The organism is Mesotoga infera, from assembly GCA_011045915.1.
Lineage (GTDB): Bacteria > Thermotogota > Thermotogae > Petrotogales > Kosmotogaceae > Mesotoga > Mesotoga infera_D.
Window position 1 is genome coordinate 1 of the sequence record DSBT01000264.1, and the last position, 5709, is coordinate 5709.

The window sequence follows — 5709 nt, forward strand, 5'->3', positions numbered from 1 at the left end:
CTACTACTGTGAACAGAGACTTAAACTCCTGGAGGGGCTGATAAAACACCTGCGTCTGGACCACGTGAAGATCTCCTTTGATGAATGGAACGTCTGGTACAAAATCGGTGCGGAAGCCGAGGCTGCCCAAAAGGGAATAGTTCTCCTTGAAGAGCCTTATGCGCTGAAAGACGGTCTCTTTGCGGCGGGAATTTTCGCTGTGATGCATCGTATGGCAAATACAGTTCAGATGGCCAATCTTGCGCAAATGGTAAATGCGCTCGGTATGATAAAGACCAAGGGCGACGAAATGGTATTGACTCCCATTTATCATGCATTTGATCTATTTGTGAATCATACCGGAAGAACTGTCCTGGACATGGCGATTGGTTCAGAAACTTACGAAATAAGCTCCAAGACGTTTGTCGAGGGCCGGAACAGCTTCAAGCTCAGCGAAGTTCCCTATGTTGATGGATCGGCCACCTTTAACGAAGATAAGAATATTTTGAGCGTCGCCCTTATTAATTACTATCAGAAGGATGTAGAAGTCTCTCTCGATCTTTCGGGAATCGAGGTTCAGAAGAGGGCCGTCCAGCATATATTGACGGGATCTGCTCCCGATGAAATGAATGATTTTGAAAATCCAGAGCGAATAAAACTTGAGAGAAAGGAGCTGACCTCTTGCTCTCCTGAAATGACTGTGAAGCTCGATCCGATGTCGGCAAATGTAATCGAGTTTTCTCTGGATGGAAAGCTATAACCCTTTGAAAAAGGATTATCTCCAGCACAAGTTCAGGCAATGAGAGTTTTCTGACCTGAGGAGAAGGCATTCTGGAGGTTTGAAGAGAAGGAATTTTCAATTGAGAATAGGACGGGACTCTGTATCGAAGATCAAGCTGGCCCTGACCCTAACAGGAACTGATTTGTGGCCCGTAAATCTATCGCGTTGCCGGTGTTCAAGTGAGTATGACACCTTCCGTCTTGCAAGCATCGAAATGCCTCGAAGACGCGAAGCTTGACTCCGGCAAGTCCGGACTGGATGAGGTAAAATCGTGGTTAAGGCCTAAAATCGACGAAATCTAGAAGGTGATGTGTATGTACTTAATCGGATGTGATATTGGTACCCAGGGAACAAAGAGTGTGATGGTGAATGAAAAAGGAGAGGTTCTGGTAGAAGCTCAGAGAGAATATGATGTCATTAAGCCCGGTTCAAACTGGGCTGAACAGTGGCCCGATGTTTGGGTTAAGGCAGCTTTCGAAACCATAAAAGAAGTGTCTGAGAAGTCGGGAGTCGAGAAGAAGGAAATAGCTGCACTGGCCATAAGCGGACTTTATGGAGGGTCGGGAGTCCCTGTTGACAGTGGAATGAAGCCTCTGCACCCTTGTCTCATCTGGATGGACAGACGAGCGACGTCGCAGACCTCCTGGGTTAAGGAAAACATATCAAGAGACAAGATCTTTTCGATCACAGGAAACTATGTGGATTCCTATTATGGATTCACCAAGATAATGTGGCTCAGAGACAACAGGCCGGATATCTGGAAAAAGATATATCAATTCGTGACACCGAAGGATTACATGGTTTATCAGCTTACAGGTGAAAACGCGATTGATTACTCCTCGGCAGGTAATGTTGGCGGAGTATTCGACATAAGAAAGCTGACCTGGTCGAAGGAGATGTGTGAGGCCCTTGGTATACCCATTGAATACCTTCCTGAAAGAATCGTCAAGTCGAGTGATATCGTCGGCAGAGTAACTGCCGAAAGCTCAAAGCTTTGCGGCCTGCTCGAAGGAACTCCTGTGGTCTCAGGAGGGATAGATGCCCCGGTAGCTCAGCTTTCGGCCGGAGCGCTTGAAGAAGGCGAACACGTTGCAATGGTCGGAACTTCTACCTGCTGGGGTACCGTACATGACGGCAAGGATCTGCCGTTTGGTTTGGTGAGCTTCCCATATGTGGTGAACGATACTGAAAGAATCTACTCTTTTGGAGGCTCGGCAACTACTGGAGCCCTTGCCAAGTGGTTCAAGGAAGAGTTTGCCGACAGCGAAGAGTCTGTTGGACAAAGGACAGGCAGGTCGCCATATCAGCTCCTCGACATGGAAGTTGAAAGTATTCCTGCCGGAAGCGATGGAATCGTAGTTCTTCCATATTTCATGGGTGAAAGGTCGCCAATCTGGGATCCCTTTGCGAAGGGTGTATTCTTTGGAGTCACTCTCGTTCACACAAGAGCCCATATGTACAAGGCACTTATGGAAGGTGCTGCATACGCTCTCAGACATAATATTGAAAACGGGATTAAGGCAGGACTTAAGCTCGACGACGAATGCTGGATAGTTGGCGGAGTTGCGAAATCAACAGCCTGGAACAGAATTTTTGCAGATATAACCGGTTACAAAATGAGACGGGTATCCAGTCTAGTTGAGGCGCCATTTGGCGATGCCTTCCTAGCAGGACTTGGTGTCGGATTGATAGACAAGCCGGAAAGGATAAAGGAGTGGGTGAAGTTTCGAGATCCTATAAGTCCAAATTCCGAAAACCAGAGGGTTTACGAGAAACAGTACTTGATTTTCCGCGAACTCTACGAAAAAACGAAGGAGATAATGTGGAAGATGCACTAGGAATGGGAAAGGAGTAAGGGCCAGAAAGAGAGGTCGCCAGTCGAGAATCCTCTTACGATGTATTTTCGGTTGATGCATCTACGGCAGGTCCCTGGTCTAATCGTAACTTCAGCCCACACCTATGCGCCAGCCTCGATCAGAACGCTGATCGTCTGCTTTAGCTGACTGGTCAAGGTACTTTTGTCTTCCAGACTATTTCAAGAGAGTATGTCAATGGTTCAGTCGTGACTGGTATGTAATCCTGTCGGTTTCATAAAGTCCTCGATTTGTCTTCACCCACAAAGAGGGGGCACAAGATCAAGAGCTCCAGGAAATGATTCACGCTACATGGCCTGAGACACAGAATTAAGAACTGACTGTGATGGTGAAGAATCAGCGAAGCGACGGGAGAGATTTGGACTGCGAGGAATCACTTCCGGCAGGGAGCAGCCGGTAAAACGGCGCCCTATGATCTTTGGGGTCAGACAATCTGTTTTTGACTGGAAGCGGCGAGAGATATTCATGGTCAAAGTGAGATACACACGGAGATCCTGATCATTCAACAGCTCTCCTGTGACCGATAGGATCGGCAAACAGAAAGAGCATAAGCTATAAATCATTCCAAGTCTAAAACCTGGAACCTTAACTGAGATCAAAACTCTCTGGATGAATATTTGTATTTCAAAAAGGAGGACTGATTACTATTACTAGAGACCTTGAGGTGTGGTTTATAACGGGAAGTCAGGAGCTTTATGGAAAGGAAGTCTTGAAAAAAGTTGAAGAGAATTCAAAGAAACTGGTCGATGCACTTGACGGTGCAATTTCCGCTCCTATAAAGATTGCCTGGAAACCGGTTTTGAAGGACGCAAATCAGATAAAGAGAATAATTGATGAAGCTAATTCCAGCAAAATTTGCATAGGTTTGATAGCCTGGATGCACACGTTTTCACCCGCGAAGATGTGGATTGCCGGACTGAAATCACTTGAAAAGCCTTTCCTTCACTTCCATACTCAGTTCGAGCAGAAGATACCCTGGAATACCATCGATATGGACTACATGAACACAAACCAGTCCGCTCACGGAGGAAGGGAGTTTGGTTTCATCTCTGCAAGGCTTGAACTCAAGCGCAAAGTCATCGCAGGACACTGGAGCGACTCTAAGGTCATATCAAAGCTGGAAGACTTCATTAGGGCAGCGCTGGGTTGGAATGAAGCTCATTCACTCAAGGTCGCAAGGCTTGGCGACAACATGAGAGATGTTGCAGTTACTGAGGGGAACAAGGTCGACGCTCAGATTGATTTTGGTTATGAAGTTCATGGTTTCGCTGTTGGCGACTACATCGAGGGGTACTTCAAACAGGTCAAGAGAAGCGAAGCTGAGGAACTCGTGAATAGGTACCAGGAGGAATACCCTATCAAGAAATCAACAGTCTCTGAAGAAGTCTTTCAGGCATCTATAAGGGAAGCCGCTAGAATCGAAATTGCACTTCGCAGGTTTCTGGAAGATGGTGGATTCAAAGCATTCACAACCACTTTTCAGGACCTCCACGGGATGAGACAGCTTCCAGGAATTGCTGTACAGAGACTTATGAGAGATGGTTACGGATTCGGGGGTGAAGGTGACTGGAAGTCCGCGGCCCTTGTAAGAATTATGAAAGTGATGGCCGAAGGCATCGATATTGGAACCTCCTTCATCGAAGACTACATTTATCATTTCGAACCGGGGAACATAAAGGAACTGGGATCTCACATGCTAGAAGTTTGTGAATCCATAGCGGACGGCACACCTTCTCTTGAAGTACATCCCCTTTCAATTGGAGGGAAAGAACCTCCAGCGAGACTGGTATTCAATGCTAAGGAAGGCCCTGCAGTCCAGGCCTGTATAGTCGAGTTTGGAGACAGATTCAGGATGATAGTCAATGAACTTGAAGTAGTGAAGCAGGACGAGGACATGCCGAAACTCCCTGTTGCAAGGGCGTTATGGGTTCCAAAGCCAGATCTGGCGACAGCAGCGACCGCCTGGATACTTGCCGGTGGGGCGCATCACTCAAGTATGAGCTACACCGTTACTGCCGAACAGCTTGAAGACCTTAGTGACATGTTTGGAATTGAGATAGTAGTAATTGACGACAAGACGGATATCACGGAGTTCAAGAAGGAGCTTAGATACAACGAGGTATACTACAAATTGAAAAAGTTGTGATTTGCAGGTTAAAATCGCTGAAAGTGTAAACAAATTTCTTGGTAGGGAGAAGCCTATGCTACGTGAACTAAAAGAGGAAGTCTACAGAGCGAATGTCGCGCTCATTGAATCCGGACTGGTAAAACTCACCTGGGGAAACGCAAGCGGTATCGCCAGAAAGGAGCGTCTCGTAGTTATTAAGCCCAGCGGGGTGGACTATTCCTATCTTTCCCCCGACAATATGGTTGTTGTAGACCTTGAAGGAAGAGTGATAGAAGGAGAGTTAAGGCCTTCTTCCGACACTCCAACTCACGTCTTTCTTTACAGATGCTTCGGCGAAATCGGCGGTGTGGTCCATACCCACTCAACCTGGGCAACTTCGTGGGCGCAGGCAGGAAAGAGCATCCCCTGCTTTGGGACGACTCACGCCGATCACTTCTACAATGAAGTACCTTGTACGAGATTGCTGAACGCGGAAGAGACAGAGATTGATTACGAGTTGAACACAGGTAGGGTAATCGAAGAAGCATTTTCAGAGAGAGATTACCTCGGAACCCCGGGCGTCTTAGTTGCCGGTCATGCACCCTTCACATGGGGGAAGGACGTGCTGGACGCAGTAAAGAACGGCATAATTCTTGAAGAGATAGCCAAGACCGCATGTCTTTCACTACTTATAAACCCGGAAACAAGCATCCTTCCAAAACACATAATGGACAAACACTATTTCCGAAAGCACGGGAAAGACGCATACTATGGGCAGAATCCGAAAACAAGTGAATAGTACTTCCGTTAGGAACTTTGGCACTGATATATCTTGTAAGTCTATGTCATTCAATGGCTTCGCGGAAGAAGGTCTTTGTTGGATATAACATTGAGCTCACACACTGTCCTTTTCATTTTGAGCGGCAGGTACTCTCCGGCCTTTTGCAAAGCCGTGGACTCCATCAAGA

4 protein-coding genes are annotated in these 5709 nt (G+C 46.9%); all 4 read left to right on the forward strand.

Translation table 11 applies throughout. The features are described from left to right. Positions 1 to 739: alpha-N-arabinofuranosidase (locus ENN47_08955; GenBank protein HDP78292.1), on the forward strand; the 739-nt coding region annotated here is incomplete at its 5' end. A gap of 335 nt (positions 740 to 1074) precedes the next feature. After that, positions 1075 to 2598, forward strand: coding sequence for a hypothetical protein (locus ENN47_08960; protein ID HDP78293.1), 1524 nt, complete (start codon positions 1075 to 1077; stop codon positions 2596 to 2598). 649 nt (positions 2599 to 3247) lie between these two features. Next, a complete protein-coding gene (locus ENN47_08965; protein HDP78294.1) occupies positions 3248 to 4780 on the forward strand; it encodes an L-arabinose isomerase in 1533 nt (510 codons plus the stop codon). Between the two features lie 55 nt (positions 4781 to 4835). Beyond that, the gene (locus tag ENN47_08970; protein HDP78295.1) at positions 4836 to 5540 is read left to right on the forward strand and encodes an L-ribulose-5-phosphate 4-epimerase; all 705 of its coding nucleotides are present in this window, start codon (positions 4836 to 4838) and stop codon (positions 5538 to 5540) included. Positions 5541 to 5709 lie beyond the last annotated feature (169 nt).